Origin of the sequence: Streptomyces sp. NPDC051018, from assembly GCF_044456085.1 — a bacterium.
Lineage (GTDB): Bacteria > Actinomycetota > Actinomycetes > Streptomycetales > Streptomycetaceae > Streptomyces.
This window is the reverse complement of the sequence record NZ_JBITFN010000008.1, coordinates 238,327-252,687: the sequence shown is the minus strand read 5'-3', so window position 1 is coordinate 252,687 and position 14,361 is coordinate 238,327. Positions and strand designations below refer to the sequence as shown.

General features: G+C 71.7%; 13 protein-coding genes. 3 read left to right on the top strand and 10 right to left on the bottom strand.

Going from position 1 to position 14,361, the window contains the following annotated elements:
• Positions 1 to 65: 65 nt before the first annotated feature.
• Both ACIBCM_RS16630 and ACIBCM_RS16625 read right to left on the bottom strand, forming a co-directional pair.
• Positions 66 to 1,604 carry an MFS transporter gene (locus tag ACIBCM_RS16630; RefSeq protein WP_399243700.1) on the bottom strand — a complete coding sequence of 513 codons (1,539 nt, stop codon included), beginning with the start codon at positions 1,602 to 1,604 and terminating at the stop codon, positions 66 to 68.
• Positions 1,601 to 2,155, bottom strand: coding sequence for a TetR/AcrR family transcriptional regulator (locus ACIBCM_RS16625; RefSeq protein WP_399243698.1), 555 nt, complete (start codon positions 2,153 to 2,155; stop codon positions 1,601 to 1,603). The genes ACIBCM_RS16630 and ACIBCM_RS16625 overlap by 4 nt, the downstream gene beginning before the upstream one ends.
• Before the next feature lie 189 nt (positions 2,156 to 2,344).
• On the opposite strand from ACIBCM_RS16625, the gene ACIBCM_RS16620 reads away from it, so the two are divergent.
• On the top strand, positions 2,345 to 2,851 hold the full coding sequence (locus ACIBCM_RS16620) for an HAD domain-containing protein (protein ID WP_399243696.1): 507 nt from the start codon (positions 2,345 to 2,347) through the stop codon (positions 2,849 to 2,851).
• A gap of 178 nt (positions 2,852 to 3,029) precedes the next feature.
• Here the strand turns inward: ACIBCM_RS16620 and argH are convergent, their stop codons facing one another.
• Positions 3,030 to 4,457 (bottom strand): argininosuccinate lyase, encoded by a 1,428-nt coding sequence (gene argH, locus ACIBCM_RS16615; protein WP_399243694.1) that lies wholly within the window; start codon positions 4,455 to 4,457, stop codon positions 3,030 to 3,032.
• Between the two features lie 198 nt (positions 4,458 to 4,655).
• Complete coding sequence (locus ACIBCM_RS16610) at positions 4,656 to 5,852, bottom strand: argininosuccinate synthase (RefSeq protein ID WP_399243691.1); 1,197 nt, start codon at positions 5,850 to 5,852, stop codon at positions 4,656 to 4,658.
• A 147-nt stretch (positions 5,853 to 5,999) separates the two neighbouring features.
• Here ACIBCM_RS16610 and ACIBCM_RS16605 point away from each other — a divergent pair, with 147 nt between their 5' ends.
• The gene (locus ACIBCM_RS16605) at positions 6,000 to 6,587 is read left to right on the top strand and encodes a pyridoxamine 5'-phosphate oxidase family protein (RefSeq protein ID WP_399243689.1); all 588 of its coding nucleotides are present in this window, start codon (positions 6,000 to 6,002) and stop codon (positions 6,585 to 6,587) included.
• Positions 6,588 to 6,782: 195 nt separating this feature from the next.
• On the opposite strand, the gene ACIBCM_RS16600 is transcribed toward ACIBCM_RS16605, so the two are convergent.
• From ACIBCM_RS16600 to argC, 5 genes are read right to left on the bottom strand one after another with little or no spacing between them, the layout of a single operon-like run.
• A complete protein-coding gene (locus ACIBCM_RS16600; RefSeq protein ID WP_399243686.1) occupies positions 6,783 to 7,319 on the bottom strand; it encodes an arginine repressor in 537 nt (178 codons plus the stop codon).
• Positions 7,320 to 7,326: 7 nt separating this feature from the next.
• Positions 7,327 to 8,691, bottom strand: a complete 1,365-nt coding sequence (locus ACIBCM_RS16595; protein ID WP_399243895.1) for an acetylornithine transaminase — start codon at positions 8,689 to 8,691, stop codon at positions 7,327 to 7,329.
• Entirely contained in the window at positions 8,691 to 9,623 is a 933-nt protein-coding gene (argB, locus tag ACIBCM_RS16590) for an acetylglutamate kinase (RefSeq protein ID WP_399243685.1), read from the bottom strand. The genes ACIBCM_RS16595 and argB overlap by 1 nt, the downstream gene beginning before the upstream one ends.
• A complete protein-coding gene (gene argJ / locus ACIBCM_RS16585; protein WP_399243683.1) occupies positions 9,620 to 10,774 on the bottom strand; it encodes a bifunctional glutamate N-acetyltransferase/amino-acid acetyltransferase ArgJ in 1,155 nt (384 codons plus the stop codon). Before argJ ends, argB begins: the two co-directional genes overlap by 4 nt.
• A 34-nt stretch (positions 10,775 to 10,808) precedes the next feature.
• A complete protein-coding gene (gene argC / locus ACIBCM_RS16580) occupies positions 10,809 to 11,837 on the bottom strand; it encodes an N-acetyl-gamma-glutamyl-phosphate reductase (RefSeq protein ID WP_399243681.1) in 1,029 nt (342 codons plus the stop codon).
• A gap of 297 nt (positions 11,838 to 12,134) precedes the next feature.
• Here argC and ACIBCM_RS16575 point away from each other — a divergent pair, with 297 nt between their 5' ends.
• Complete coding sequence (locus ACIBCM_RS16575; RefSeq protein ID WP_399243678.1) at positions 12,135 to 12,887, top strand: beta-glucanase; 753 nt, start codon at positions 12,135 to 12,137, stop codon at positions 12,885 to 12,887.
• Between the two features lie 231 nt (positions 12,888 to 13,118).
• On the opposite strand, the gene ACIBCM_RS16570 is transcribed toward ACIBCM_RS16575, so the two are convergent.
• Positions 13,119 to 14,234, bottom strand: coding sequence for a hypothetical protein (locus ACIBCM_RS16570; protein WP_399243676.1), 1,116 nt, complete (start codon positions 14,232 to 14,234; stop codon positions 13,119 to 13,121).
• Positions 14,235 to 14,361: the final 127 nt, after the last annotated feature.

The following is a 14,361-nucleotide window of genomic DNA, read 5'->3' as shown; positions in this document are numbered from 1 at the left end:
ACCCGCACCCCGGCACCCCAAGCACAGGCACCCGCACCCGCACCCCCCGAAACGCGCGCACGCGCTCAGGCGTGGTCCGGGGAGGATTCGAGGCGCTGGCCCCGGAGCAGGAACCACGCCGCGATCGCCGTCGCGAAGAGGACCACGGACCCCACCGCGCCCGCGACATGGAAACCGTCCGCGAAGGCGTCCCGCGCCGAGGTCAGCAGCGCGGCCGCCTGTTCCTGGGGCAGGGCGTGGGCCGCCTCCGCCGCGCCGCCGAGGGAGTCACGGGCCGCGTCCGCCGCACCCGCCGGGACGTCCTCGGGCACCGTGAAGCCCCGGTAGACCCCCGTCACGATCGAGCCGAGCAGCGCGATCCCGAGCGCCGCGCCCAGTTCGTACGCCGTCTCGGAGACGGCCGACGCCGCACCGGCCTGCTCCTTGGGAACGCTGGAGAGGATGACGTCCGCGGTCACCGTGAAGGCGAGCCCGGCGCCGAGCCCGCCGATGAACAGCGCGAGGCCCAGAGCCAGGACTCCCGTGTCCTTCGTCAGCAGCGTGCAGGCCGCGAGGGCGAGACCGACCGCGCCCAGGCCGAAGGAGACCGTGCCGCGTACGGACCACCGCCGGGCGAGCAGCCCGGCCAGCAGACCCGCGCCCACCGCGCCGATCGCCGCGGGCAACTCGATCAGGCCCGCCTCCAGGGGTGAGCGCCCCTGGACGAGCTGGAGGAACTGCGAGAGGAAGAAGACCAGCCCGGAGAGACCGAGAATGGTCAGCAGATCCGCCAGCACCGCGCCGGAGAAGCCCCGGTTGTGGAACAGCCGTACATCCAGCAGGGGCGAGGGCAGCGTCAGCTGCCGCCGTACGAACCAGACCAGCGCGCCGATCCCGACGACAGCCGCCGCGGACGAGCCCGCGGCGATGCCGTGGACCGCCGTCTCCTTGACCGCGTAGACGACGGAGACCATGCCGATCAGCGAGAGACCGACGCTGAGGAGGTCCCAGGGACCCGGGTTCGGGTTGCGCGACTCGGGCAGCAGCTTGATGCCGATGACGACGAGGACCGCCATCACGGGCAGATTGATCAGGAAGACCGAGCCCCACCAGAAGTGCTCCAGCAGGAAGCCGCCGACGACGGGCCCGACCGCCGCGCCCGCGGAGGCCGCCGCGCCCCAGATGCCGACGGCGATGCTGCGTTCCCTGGGGTCGTGGAAGATATTGCGGATCAGGGCGAGCGTGGACGGCATCAGGGTCGCCCCCGCGACGCCGAGGAGCGCCCGTGCGACGATCATCATCTCGGGGCTGGTGGCGTACGCGTTGAGCACCGAGACCGCGCCGAACGCGACCGCACCCGTCAGCAGCAGCTTCTTGCGGCCGATACGGTCGCCGAGGCTGCCCATCGAGATCAGCAGACCCGCGATGACGAACGAGTACACATCGCCGATCCACAGCAGCTGGGTGCCGCTCGGCCGGAGGTCCTCGCTCAGATAGGGTGTGGCCAGACCGAGGACCGTGGCGTCGACCGCGACGAGCAGCACGGCCAGCACGAGGGCGGCCAGCGCGAGCCAGCGGCCCGACGCGCGGACGGTCTCCTTCGTCAGCTGGGCGGTCCCGGTCATTTTTCCACGCTCCGTCGTGTGACGCCGCCGAGCAGCAGCTCGGCGATCATGTACTGGTAGTCCTGGGCGGCCACCCGGCCGGACTGCACGCTCCAGGCGCCCGAGCTGATGAGCCCGTACAGGGCCTCGGTGATCCAGGCGGCCGTCAGGTCGATCCGGAAGACGCCCTGCTCCTGGCCCCGCTGGACGAGCGCGGAGACGCTGCCGTCGACCCTGGCCCAGCCCTGGTTGACGTCCGCGCCCTCGAAGAGCTGGTTCTCGGTGATGAGGAAGGCGAGCAGTCCGGCACAGGGCTCGGACTCGGCGATGAGCCGGCGCAGGGCGTCGGACGCGCTGCCCTCGTCGAGCCGGGCGGCCGCGATGGCCGCCTCGAACTCACGGAGCCCGAAGTCCTCCAGCGCCCGCACCAGGCTGTCCCGCCCGGCGAAGTGCCGGTGCAGGGTGGCCCGGCCGATCCCCGCGGCCCTGGCGACCTCGTCCATGGTCGCGGTGGCCTTACGGGAGAGAAGGGCGCCGGCGGCCCGCAGAACCTGCTCACGATCGACTGACATGAGACGAGCATAACCTATATGAGACATCAATGTCTCACCAGATACCGCCCCGGCTCACCAAGGCACGGGGAGACGGCCTCGAAGGGGCCCGGCCGAGCGGGGAACGGCGTCGGTTGCCGCCTCGTAACAGACCCCGACCCTCATCACGGGGAGGGGACCTCACACGCCTCGAAAGGGAAAGATGTGCCGATGAAGCCGCTGCTGCTGATCGATGTCGACGGACCGCTGAATCCGTACGCCGCACGGCCGGAGCGCCGGCCCGAGGGGTATCTGACCTACCGCATGCGCCCCGCCGGCTGGACGGACCGCAGGCCCCTGCGGGTGTGGCTCGACCCGACCCATGGCGGGGAGCTGCTGGCGCTCGCCGACCGCTATGAGCTGGTGTGGGCGACGACCTGGGAGGCGGAGGCGAACGTCTGGATCGGCCCCCGGCTGGGACTGCCGGAGCTGCCGTACATCTCCTGGCCCGTGATGCACGGAGCGGCGCCGCGCGCCACCTTCTGGAAGACGCAGTACATCCTGCGGTACGCGATGGGGCGGCCGTTCGCCTGGATCGACGACGAGATCACGGACGCGGACCGCGAGTACGTGGACCGGGAACACCTCGCCGACGCCCGGCTGCTGCGGGTCGACCCCCGGATCGGGCTGACCCGGCCGGACTTCGACGCGCTGGCGGAGTGGGCGGCGGCGCTGTAGGCCGCCTGGTCACGACGGCGCCGGACGCCGGAGTTCCGGCGTCCGGCGCGTTCGGTCGCGCAGCGGAGGTGACTCCCGTACGGGGACGCGCCCCGGCGTCCCCGCGGCACGGCGGGTGGACGGACCGGGCGGGATTCCGGCCGCACGGCCCCCGACCCTCGGCCCGCGAGACGGGCGGCTACCCCTTGGCGGCGGCCCAGGCGTGCTGGACGGCCAGATCGGCCTTCACCTCGGCCAGCTGGACGGCCACCGCCGAAGGGGCGGTCCCGCCGCGCCCGCTGCGGGAGGCGAGGGCGCCCGGCACATTCAGGACCGTACGGACCTCCGGGGTCAGATGCCCGGAGATCTTGGCGAACTGCTCGTCGGTGAGCTGGTCCAGCTCGATCCCGTGCTCCTCGCACTCCTTGACGCACCCGCCCGCGACCTCGTGCGCGACCCGGAACGGCACACCCTGCTTGACCAGCCACTCCGCGATGTCCGTCGCCAGCGAGAAGCCCGCCGGGGCCAGCTCCTCCACCCGCTCCCGGTGCACGGTCAGCGTGGCCATCATCCCGGTGAACGCGGGCAGCAGCACCTCAAGGGTGTCGCAGGAGTCGAAGACCGGCTCCTTGTCCTCCTGGAGATCGCGGTTGTACGCCAGGGGCAGGGCCTTCAGCGTCGCCATCAGGCCCGTGAGATTGCCGATGAGCCGGCCGGACTTGCCCCGCGCCAGCTCGGCGATGTCCGGGTTCTTCTTCTGCGGCATGATCGAGGAGCCGGTGGAGAAGGCGTCGTGCAGGGTGACGAAGGAGAACTCCTTCGTGTTCCAGATGATGATCTCCTCCGCGATCCGGGAGAGATTCACCCCGATCATCGCGGTGATGAACGCGAACTCCGCCACGAAGTCGCGCGAGGCCGTGCCGTCGATCGAGTTGCCCGCGGAGCCGCGCTCGAAGCCGAGGTCGGCCGCGACCGCCTCCGGGTCGAGCCCGAGGGACGACCCGGCGAGCGCGCCGGAGCCGTACGGCGAGACGGCGGTGCGCTCGTCCCACTGCCGCAGCCGCTCCGCGTCCCGGGACAGCGACTGCGCGTGGGCGAGCACATGGTGGGCGAAGAGCACGGGCTGGGCGTGCTGGAGATGCGTACGGCCCGGCATGGCGACCTCCGGGTGGGCCTCGGCGAGAGACACCAGCGCGTCCTGGAGTTCGGCGATCAGCCCGCCGATGATCCGGGCGTGGTCGCGCAGATACATCCGGAAGAGGGTGGCGACCTGGTCGTTGCGGGAGCGGCCCGCGCGCAGCTTGCCCCCGAGGTCGGGGCCGAGGATCTCCAGGAGGCCCCGTTCCAGCGCGGTGTGCACGTCCTCGTCTGCGATCGTGCCGGTGAAGGTGCCGTCGGCCACCACCGCTTCGAGCCGGTCGAGCCCGGCGAGCATCCGGGTCAGTTCGTCCTCGGTGAGCAGGCCCGCCTTGTGGAGCACCCGGGCGTGGGCACGGGATCCGGCGATGTCGTACGGCGCGAGCCGCCAGTCGAAGTGGACCGACGCGGAGAGTTTCGCCAGCGCCTCGGCCGGACCGTCGGCGAACCGGCCGCCCCAGAGCCGGACGTCACCGTTGTTGCTGCTCACAGCTCGAACTCCTCAGGAGGTGGATGTGCCGCGGCCTCCCCGGCGCGAAGGAACGGGGAGGCCGCTGTCGTACGCGTATCACATCGGGCCGGCCGGACCGGGTCCGGGCCCGCCGGGCGACGGGCCCGGTGAGGCCCGAGCCGCCCCGCCTCCGGACTCCGCCGGAAGGGGGTCGGCTCGGCCGGAAGCGGAAGGCTCTCAGCCGGCCAGGTCGCGCTTCGCCGCGATCTTCGACGAGAGGCCGAAGATCTCGATGAAGCCCTGCGCCTTCGACTGGTCGAACGTGTCGCCCGAGTCGTACGTCGCCAGGTTGAAGTCGTACAGCGACTCCTCGGACTTCCGGCCGGTGACGACGGCACGGCCGCCGTGCAGGGTCATCCGGATGTCGCCGGTGACATGCTGGTTGGCCTCGTTGATGAAGCCGTCGAGGGCGCGCTTGAGCGGGGAGAACCACAGGCCGTCGTAGACCAGCTCGCCCCAGCGCTGCTCGACCTGCCGCTTGTAGCGGGCCAGCTCGCGCTCGACGGTGACGTTCTCCAGCTCCTGATGGGCGGTGATCAGCGCGATCGCGCCCGGGGCCTCGTACACCTCACGGGACTTGATGCCGACGAGCCGGTCCTCGACCATGTCGATCCGGCCGATGCCCTGGCCGCCCGCGCGCTCGTTGAGCTGCTGGATCGCCTGGAGGACGGTGACGGGCTTGCCGTCGATGGCGACCGGCACGCCCTGCTTGAAGGAGATGACGACCTCGTCGGCCTCGCGGGGCTCGGCCGGGTTGGAGGTGTACTCGTAGATGTCCTCGATCGGCGCGTTCCAGATGTCCTCCAGGAAGCCGGTCTCGACGGCCCGTCCGAAGACGTTCTGGTCGATGGAGTACGGCGACTTCTTGGTGGTCGCGATCGGGAGCTGCTTCTCCTCGCAGAAGGCGATCGCCTTGTCCCGGGTCATCGCGTAGTCCCGGACGGGAGCGATGCACTTCAGGTCGGGGCCGAGCGCGGAGATGCCCGCCTCGAAGCGGACCTGGTCGTTGCCCTTGCCGGTGCAGCCGTGGGCGACGATGCCGGCGTCGTGCTTGCGGGCGGCGGCAACCAGGTGCTTGACGATGGTGGGCCGGGAGAGGGCGGACACCAGCGGGTAGCGGTCCATGTAGAGGGCATTGGCCTTGATCGCCGGGAGGCAGTACTCGTCGGCGAACTCGTCCTTCGCGTCCGCGACCTCGGCCTCGACGGCACCGCAGGCGAGCGCGCGCTTGCGGATGACGTCCAGGTCCTCGCCGCCCTGGCCGACGTCCACGGCAACGGCGATGACCTCGGCGCCCGTCTCCTCGGCGATCCAGCCGATGGCGACGGAGGTGTCCAGACCGCCCGAATAGGCGAGTACGACGCGCTCGGTCACGGGATTCTCCTTACGGTGCATTCGGTGATGGCATAAGTATGCATCGGTTCGCATGTTTCGTCAACGCCGCTCCCCCGGGGTTCCCCGGCGGCCCCTGTGCGACCGCGGGCCGGGGCCGGAAACCGCCCGTACCGGATACTTGCGTGTATGGGACAGCGCTACGCACGCATAGAGGGCCGTATCCGCGCATTCATCGAGCAGCAGCCCGTCTTCTTCACCGCCACCGCGCCACTGGCCGCCGACGGCCATGTGAACCTCTCCCCCAAGGGCCGGCGCGGCACCCTCGCCGTGATCGACGACCGGACCCTCGCCTATCTCGACTTCGGGGGCAGCGGTGCGGAGACCATCGCCCATCTGCGCGAGGAGGGGAACGGCCGCATCACCCTGATGTGGTGCGCCTTCACCGGTCCGCCCAAGGTGCTGCGGGTGCACGGCAGCGGGGAGGCCGTCTTCCGTGACGACCCGCGCTGGGGGAACCTCATCGGCCGCTTCGAGGACGCCGACGGACCGGGTGCCCGGGCGATCGTCGTCGTCCGCGCGCACAGGATCAGCGACGCCTGCGGGTTCGCCGTCCCGTTCATGGACTACCGGGAGGAGCGCACCCAGCACGCGGAGCACTTCGGCCGCAAGTCGGACGAGGAGTTCGCCGCGTACTGCGAGAAGAAGGAGCACGTCGGGGTGAGCCTGGACGGCCTCCCGGCCCTGCCGCTGCCGCTTCCGGCGCGCACGGACTGACACCTGGCACGGACGGACATCCGGTACGGCCATCCGGTACGGACGGGGACTTGCGGGAGCGGGCACAGGGGCATACGGGAACGGGCGGGGGCGCGGTGCTACGGAATCCGTATCACCGCGCCCCCGCCCGGTGGCCGTCCGCTGCCGGTGCTGCGACCGGAAACGTTTCACCGGCCCGACCTTCCGGCCAGGGCGCTAGCGGTCGTTCTGCGCCAGCCGCAGCAGATGGTCCGCGAGGGCCTGGCCGCCCATGGGGTCCCGGCTGATCAGCAGCACGGTGTCGTCCCCGGCGATGGTGCCGAGGATGTCGTGCAGTTCGGCCTGGTCGATGGCCGAGGCGAGGAACTGGGCCGCCCCCGGGGGCGTCCGCAGCACCACCAGATTGGCGGACGCCTCCGCGGAGATCAGCAGCTCACCGGAGAGGCGGCGCATCCGCTCCTCCTTGGCGGACTCCCCGAGCGGGGCCTGCGGGGTCCGGAAGCCTCCCTCGCTGGGCACCGCGTAGATCAGCTCACCGCCGGTGTTGCGGATCTTCACCGCGCCCAGCTCGTCGAGGTCGCGCGAGAGCGTGGCCTGAGTGACGGTCAGTCCGCTGTCGGCGAGCAGCCTGGCCAGCTGGCTCTGGGAGCGCACCGGCTTGCGGTTGAGGATGTCCACGATCCGGCGGTGGCGGGCCATCCGGGTCTGCGGGACGGCGGGCCCCCCGTGTTCGGTCTCCTGCGCCTCGGTCATCGTCGTCTCATTCCCCGGTTCGTCCTTCCCCGTTGGTACCGCTGACGTTCGTACCGCTGACGTTCGTACCACCGGAATTCTCGCCGCCGGTGTTCCCGCCGCTGGCGTTCGTGCCACTGGCGTTCGTGCCACTGGTGCTCGCGGCACTGGTGTTCGCGCCGACGGCGTCCGGACCTCCGGCGGCGCGCCCGCCACCGGCTCCGGCCGCGGTGTCGAGAACGCCGGGCAGTGCCGCGATGAACGCGTCCACGGCCGCCTCGCCGATGTTCAGCGGCGGCATCAGCCGTACGACATCGGGAGCCGGGACGTTCACCAGGAACCCGGCGCTCTGAGCCGCCTGCCGCACCTGGGGCGCGAGCGGCTCGTTGAGCACGATACCCAGCAGCAGGCCCGCACCGCGGACATGGGAGACGAGCGGGTGCCCCAGGGCCTCGACGCCATCGCGGATCTTCTCCCCGAGCCGCTTGACCTCGTCGAGTACTCCACCGGCCGCCAGTGTGTCCAGAACGGCGAGCCCGGCGGCGCACGAGACGGGGTTGCCGCCGAAGGTGGTGCCGTGCTGACCGGGCTTCAGCAGCCCGGCCGCCTCGCCGAAGACGAGGGTCGCGCCGAGCGGCAGCCCGCCGCCGAGCGCCTTGGCGAGGGTGATGACATCGGCCTCAACGCCCTCGGCCTGGGCCGCGAACCAGTGGCCCGTACGCCCGATGCCGGTCTGGACCTCGTCGAGGACGAGCAGGGTGCCGGTGGCGCGGGTGATCTCCCGGGCGGCCGTCAGATACCCCTTGGGCGGCACGACCACGCCGTTCTCACCCTGGACGGGCTCGACGACGACCAGCGCGGTCTCCTCGGTGACGGCCGCGCGCAGCGCCTCGGCGTCTCCGTAGGGCACATGGGTGACCTCGCCCGGCAGCGGGAAGAATGGTTCCTGCTTGTCCGGCTGGCCGGTGAGCGCCAGCGCGCCCATGGTCCGGCCGTGGAAGCCGCCGTGGGTGGCGACCATGTGCCGACGGCCCGTCAGCCGCCCGATCTTGAAGGCGGCTTCATTGGCCTCGGCGCCGGAGTTGCAGAAGAAGACCCGGCCGGGGCGGCCCGCGAGCTGGATCAGCCGCTCGGCGAGCGCGAGGGGCGTCTCGGAGATGTAGAGGTTGGAGACATGGCCGAGGGACGCGATCTGGCGGGAGACGGCCTCGACGACGGCCGGGTGGGCGTGGCCGAGCGCGTTGACCGCGATACCGCCGACGAAGTCGGTGTAGGCGGTGCCGTCGGCGTCCCAGACCGTGACACCCTCGCCGCGTACCAGCGAGAGCCCGGGGGTGCCGTAGTTGTCGGTCATCACGTCCTGCCAGCGCCGGACGAGTTCCTGATTGCTCATCATTCCCCCTGAGTTCCCTCGGATTCCGAGGGGCCGTCGGGCACGACCATCGTGCCGACGCCGTCGTCGGTGAAGATCTCCAGCAGGATGGAGTGCGGCACCCGGCCGTCGATGACCCGGGCGGTGTTCACACCGTTGCGTACGGCGTACAGACAGCCCTCCATCTTGGGCACCATGCCGCTGGAGAGATCGGGCAGCAGCTTCTCCAGCTGGCTCGCGGTGAGCCTGCTGATCACCTCGTCGCTGTGGGGCCAGTCCTCGTACAGGCCCTCGACGTCGGTGAGGACCATCAGGGTCTCCGCGCCCAGGGCCGCCGCGAGCGCGGCGGCGGCCGTGTCCGCGTTGACGTTGTAGATGTGCCCGTCGTCCTCGGCGCGGGCGATCGAGGAGACGACGGGGATGCGCCCGTCGTCCAGGAGCGCCTCGATGACACCCGTGTCGATCGCGCTGATCTCGCCGACCCGGCCGATGTCGACGCGTTCCCCGTCGATGGTCGGCCGGTGCCGGGTGGCGGTGATGGTGTGCCCGTCCTCACCGGTGAGGCCGACGGCGAGCGGGCCGTGCTCGTTGAGCAGCCCGACCAGCTCGCGCTGCACCCGTCCGGCCAGCACCATCCGTACGACGTCCATCGCCTCGGGTGTGGTGACCCGCAGACCCGCCTTGAACTCGCTCTCCAGGCCGTGCAGATCGAGCTGCGCGCTGATCTGCGGGCCGCCGCCGTGGACGACGACCGGTTTGAGGCCGGCCTGGCGCAGAAAGACGACGTCCTGGGCGAAGGCGGCCTTGAGGTCCTCGTCGATCATGGCGTTGCCGCCGAACTTGACGACGACGATCCGGCCGTTGTGCCGGGTCAGCCAGGGCAGCGCCTCGATGAGGATCCGTGCCTTGGGCAGCGCGGTGTGTTTCCGGGTCCCGCCCTTGGTGTCGGTCATGAGCTGTACGCGCTGTTCTCGTGGACGTAGTCGGCGGTGAGGTCATTGGTCCAGATCACCGCGGACTCGGTCCCGGCGGAGAGATCGGCCGTGATCCTCACCTCGCGGAAGCGCATGTCGACCAGGGCCCGGTCCTCGCCGACGGAGCCGTTCTTGCAGACCCAGACGCCGTTGATGGCGACGTTCAGCTGGTCGGGCACGAACACGGCCCCGGTGGTTCCGATCGCGGAGAGCACCCGGCCCCAGTTGGGGTCCTCGCCGTGGAGGGCGCACTTGAGGAGGTTGTTACGGGCGATGGAGCGCCCGACCTCGACGGCGTCGGCCTCGCTGGCGGCGCCCACGACCTCGATCCGGATGTCCTTGGAGGCGCCCTCGGCGTCCCCGATGAGCCGGCGGGCGAGGTCGTCGCAGACGGCCCGGACCCCGGCGGCGAAGTCGTCGTACGCCGGGGTGGTGCCCGCCGCTCCCGAGGCGAGCAGCAGCACGGTGTCGTTGGTGGACATACAGCCGTCGGAGTCGACCCGGTCGAAGGTGACGCGGGTGGCGTCCCGGAGCGCCCGGTCGAGGGTGGGGCCGTCCACATCGGCGTCGGTGGTGAGGACGACGAGCATGGTGGCGAGGCCGGGGGCGAGCATACCCGCGCCCTTGGCCATCCCCCCGACGGTCCAGCCGTCGCCCTGGTGGACGGCGGTCTTGTGCACGGAGTCGGTGGTCTTGATGGCGATGGCGGCCTTCTCACCGCCGTGCTCGGACAGCTCCCCCGCGGCCGTCTCCAGGCCGGGGAGCAGCTTGTCCATCGGGAGCAGCAGCCCGATCAGCCCGGTGGAGGCGACGGCGATCTCGCCCGCGCTGTGGCCCGGGAGGACCTCGGCGGCCTTCTCGGCGGTGGCGTGGGTGTCCTGGAAGCCCTGGGGGCCGGTGCAGGCGTTGGCTCCGCCGGAGTTGAGGACGACGGCGGTGACCGCGCCGCCCTTGAGGACCTGCTCGGACCACAGGACGGGGGCGGCCTTGACGCGGTTGGAGGTGAAGACGCCCGCGGCGGCGCGGCGGGGACCGGTGTTGACCACGAGGGCCAGGTCCGGGTTGCCGTTCTCCTTGATTCCGGCGGCGATGCCCGCGGCCGTGAATCCCTTCGCTGCGGTGACGCTCACTGCTTCTCCTTTGTCGCGGTGGTCCCGTGTGCGTTCACGGGGCCACACCGATCGTGGAAAGTCCGGTGTCCTCGGGGAGGCCGAGGGCGATGTTCATGCTCTGCAGGGCACCTCCGGCGGTGCCCTTGGTGAGATTGTCGATGGCGCTGATCGCGATGACCCGCCCGGCGGTGCCGTCGTACGCCACCTGGATCTGGGCGGCGTTCGATCCGTGGACGGAGGCGGTGGCGGGCCAGCGGCCCTCCGGCAGGAGGTGGACGAACGGCTCGTCCGCGAAGGCCTTCTCGTACGCGGCCCGGACGTCCTGCGCGGTGGTGCCCGGCTTCGCCCGGGCGGAGCAGGTGGCGAGGATGCCGCGGGACATGGGCGCGAGGGTGGGGGTGAAGGAGACGGTGACCGGCTCCCCCGCCGCCACGCTCAGGTTCTGGATCATCTCGGGGGTGTGGCGGTGGGAGCCGCCGACTCCGTACGGGCTCATGGAGCCCATCACCTCGGACCCGAGCAGATGCGGCTTGGGCGCCTTGCCGGCGCCGGAGGTGCCGGACGCCGCGGTGATCACGGCCTCGGGCTCGACGAGCCCCGCCGCGTACGCCGGGTAGAGCGCGAGCGAGACGGCGGTGGGGTAGCAGCCGGGCACGGCGATACGGCGGGTCCCCGCCAGCGCCGCTCGGGCGCCCGGCAGCTCGGGGAGCCCGTAGGGCCAGGTCCCGGCGTGCGGGGAGCCGTAGAACTTCTCCCAGTCGGCCGCGTTGGCGAGCCGGAAGTCGGCGCCCATGTCGACGACGAGGACCTCGTCCCCGAGCTGCTCGGCGACGGCCGCGGACTGCCCGTGCGGGAGCGCGAGAAAGACGACGTCGTGCCCGGCGAGCACCTCGGCCGTGGTCGGCTGGAGCACCCGGTCCGCGAGCGGCACCAGATGCGGCTGGAGGCTGCCGAGCGTCTGCCCCGCGTTGGTGTTGGCCGTGAGCGCGCCGATCTCCACACCGGGGTGCACGAGGAGCAGCCGGAGAAGCTCTCCGCCCGCGTATCCGCTCGCACCTGCCACTGCTGCCCGTACCGCCATCGAACCTCCTCATTGATGGCATGACTATACGCATCGCCGCACTTTTATGCAATCATGCCCGAGCGGGATGCCGACGGCCCGGGCACTCCATCCGGCGAGTGGGCGCGGCGGCCCGAACCGCCCCGCCCGCCGAAGGGAGTCGGCGGGGTCCGCGGACGCGGGAGTGTGCGTGCGCCGGGCCGGCGCCCGTCGCCGTGCGTGATGAATGCCTCACCTTGCGCAGGGGTTCCCGCTTGTGCCGCCTGCGAGTGGGCAGAAAACGGCTCCGGGGAATTCGCCCCTTGCGAAAGGAGCGACATGCTCACCGACGTTCTCGCCTGGTTCACACGGCAGGCGGCACGGCTCGGCGGTGGTGCCGGGCGGGGCAGCAGTGGGGGCGGGGTGGTACGGGCGCCGGGGGCGCGGGGCTTGGTTCTCGACGCGGACTTCGGCTCGGCCGCCCAGTGGGCTGCCGGGCGGTCCTGGGCCTATCCCGGCGGCGGGCCGGTCAACCCCGGGGACAACAAGCTCGACTATCTGGTGGAGGACCCCTCGTACAGCCGTACCGGTGTCTTCCGGGCCACCCGGCGCGGGGACGGCAGATGGGACGCGGGGCTGCTGACCACGGAGGGCAGCGACGAGGGGTTCATGGTGCGCGCCGGGGATGTGCTGGAGACCCGGGTGCGGCTGCCCGAGGCGGTCGGCGCCTGGCCGGCGATCTGGACCTGGCTGGACGGGGACCAGGAGATCGACGTCTTTGAGTACCACCCGGACAATCCGGATCTGCTGGAGCTGTCGAACCGGGTCAGAGGCGGCTACCACTACTACCGGAACCCCTCGATCCAACCGGGTGGCTGGGTGGATCTGCGTGTGGAGTTCGGTGCGCGCTCGGTGGTGTGGTGGGTCAACGGCGAGCGGGCCTTCGCCGATCGGCGGGGAGTGGGGCGGCGCTGGCGGGCGTATCTCATCGTCAACCTGTCCGTCTGCGCCGGGCGTTACCACCCGGCTCCCCGCCCGGATGTCTCGGAGATGTCGTACGAAGTGACGCATCTGCGGGTCCACCGGCCGTAGGACCCGGGCGGACCCGGGGCCCGGCGGGGCGGCACCGGCCATCGGGGACCCTCCACGGAGGTGGTCCGGGGGTGTCGTGCACGCACGGGTGAGGGGCCTCAGGGCCGGGCCCGGATCCGTCGGCAGTACGGTCCCGGCGCGGACAGGGCTCCGGCGGACGGCGTACGGGCCCGGCCTGCGTACGGGCTCCAATTGAGGTACGGGCACCGGCCGGTACGGCGCCGGTGTGTTTCAGCCGGGCTTCGGCTCCGGAAGCAGTGCGTGGATCTCGTCGAGGATCGTGCGGTGGTCGCCGCCGTAGGTGTACGCGGCGGCATGGACGGCGGCGAGCGCGGCCCGCAGCGGATCGGCCTCCGCCGCGCCGAGGACGGCGGATATCGCCATATGCGGCTGCGAGAGGCGGGGCAGATCGCCGCGCGGTGAGACCACCGGGGAATCCGGCAGCCGGGGGTCGCTCTCGAGGAGTTCCCACACACGGTCCGGATCGTCGAACGGAGGAGGCGGCCGCCGGCCGCCGTCGAGCGCTTCGAGCGCCGGGACGAGCCACTCCGCCTCCCCCAACCCGGCCCGGACGCAGGCACGGCGGGCCGCGAGGCGGGCGACGGTGCTCTGGAGCACCCTGTCCGCCGCGTCGATACGGTGGACGAGACCGGGGTCGAGCGCCAGCAGCCCCAGCGCGCTCTCCTCGACGGCCCGCAGTCTCCGGCTCGGGGGCCGCCCGCCCCAGTGCAGCCGCTCGGCTTCCAGCAGCACCCGGCGGGTCTCCTCCTCGCTCTCCAGCGCGGCGAGGCGCTTGCGCTCGGCGACGGCCTCGGGCGGCGGCGGAGGCGGGAGTTCACGGGCCCACCGGTGCCAGTAGGCGGCGATGTCGCCGGTCTGCTTCAGCACCCGGGCCGGGGCCGGCGGGCCCGGCCAGAACTGGAGCAGGTAGCGGTCCATTGGGGGCTCGCCTTCCAGGCGGGTGTCCGCGGCCCTGCCCGCGTCCATACCCGTGGCGCAGTACCGCACCCGGTAATCGCCCCGGCCGAGCCCCAGTTCCAGGATGCTTCCCCCCGCCCACTCCACAAGGCAGGTGTCGTCGGACGCGGGGGTGAACGGCGCCTCCACGATCTCCTCCCAGGCGTCGTCGTACGGTGGCCGGGTCTCGTGGAGTTCGACCGTGAATCCCACGTGCCCGGTGTGGAGCCCGGTCGTCAGCCACAAGGCGCCCTCGATCGCCGCGCCGCACAGTCCGGCGGCCTGGCCCGCGAAGGCGTCGTCGAGGTCGAGCCCCTCACCCTCCGGGTCGCTCTCCACATAGATCTGGCCGTAGTGAACGTGCGCGTCTCCGCTGAGCAGCGTCTTCACCGCGAACCCCCTCCCAGTCCCCTCGCCCGGTCCAAGGCGCCCCGTCGGAGCGGGCGCTGACATCCGATCATGCCTGCCGCCACTGACATCGGCGGTCCGCGCCTGACGTGACTGCCTCCGGTCGGGC